General features: G+C 71.1%; 1 protein-coding gene. It reads left to right on the top strand.

Annotation, left to right across the window (positions count from 1 at the left end; all coding sequences use genetic code 11):
- On the top strand, positions 1 to 767 hold a 767-nt coding region (locus ACXAHD_RS32260), incomplete at both ends, for an RNA-guided endonuclease InsQ/TnpB family protein (RefSeq protein ID WP_475055196.1).

Here is a 767-nt window from a genome sequence, read left to right as displayed (position 1 = left end):
CCAGTTCCGGGTCTACCCGACACCCGGCCAGCAGATCGCGCTGGCCCGGGCGTTCGGATGCGCCCGGGTGGTGTTCAACGACGGGCTGCGCCTCCGGCGGACCGCCCACGAGCAGGGTCTGCCGTACGTGTCGGACGCCGAGCTGTCGAAGCGGGTCATCACGCGGGCCAAGGTGACTCCGGAGCGGGCGTGGCTGGGCGAGGTGTCGGCGGTGGTGTTGCAGCAGGCCCTCGCGGACCTGAACGCCGCGTACCGCACCTTCTTCGCCTCGATCACGGGCAGACGCAAGGGTGCGAAGGTGGCGCCGCCGAGGTTCCGGTCCCGTAAGGACAACCGGCAGGCGATCCGTTTCACCCGTAATTCCCGGTTCACGGTGCTGGACAACGGTCGTCTGCGGCTGCCGAGGATCGGCGACCTGGCGGTGCGCTGGTCCCGGTCGTTGCCGTCGGACCCGTCGTCCGTGACGGTCATCCGGGACGCCGCCGGGCGGTACTTCGCCTCGTTCGTCGTGCGGACCAGCGAGGACGAGCCGCTGCCCGAGGTGGACGCCGAGGTGGGGATCGATCTGGGGCTGACGCACTTCGCGGTCATGTCGGACGGCACGAAGGTGGCCGCGCCGAGGTTCCTGCGCCGCGCGGCCCGCAAGCTCAAACGGCTGCAACAGGCCCTGTCGCGTAAACAGCGGGGCAGCAACCGCCGTGGGAAGGCTGTCGTGAAGGTCGCCAGGGCGCACGCCCGGGTGGCCGACACCCGGCGGGACTGGCAGC

This window comes from Micromonospora sp. ABR4_055, from assembly GCF_056160425.1.
This window is presented reverse-complemented; position numbering and strand designations above follow the sequence as displayed.